We start from the raw sequence: 302 nt of genomic DNA, 5'->3' as shown, positions 1-302 counted from the left end.
CCTTCTATGAACCAGAAACCAGCTATTCCAACAGCTGGACAACCTTCCGCGATCCGTCCCCCCATCGCATCATACGACGGTGCAGGAATATTAACCTGCTTCCCATCAGCTACGCATCTCTGCCTCGCCTTAGGGGCCGACTCACCCTGCTCCGATGAACGTTGAACAGGAAACCTTGGGCTTACGGCGTGGAGGCTTTTCACCCCCATTATCGCTACTCATGTCAGCATTCGCACTTCTGATACCTCCAGCATCCTTTACAAGACACCTTCGCAGGCTTACAGAACGCTCTCCTACCATAT

1 rRNA gene is annotated in these 302 nt (G+C 53.0%); it reads right to left on the bottom strand.

Annotation, left to right across the window (positions count from 1 at the left end):
- Nucleotides 1–302: ribosomal RNA gene (locus tag QWL29_RS26615) — 23S ribosomal RNA — on the bottom strand; the annotation flags it as partial.

It is taken from the genome of Massilia brevitalea (assembly GCF_030711405.1).
GTDB lineage: Bacteria > Pseudomonadota > Gammaproteobacteria > Burkholderiales > Burkholderiaceae_D > Telluria > Telluria brevitalea.
This window is presented reverse-complemented; position numbering and strand designations above follow the sequence as displayed.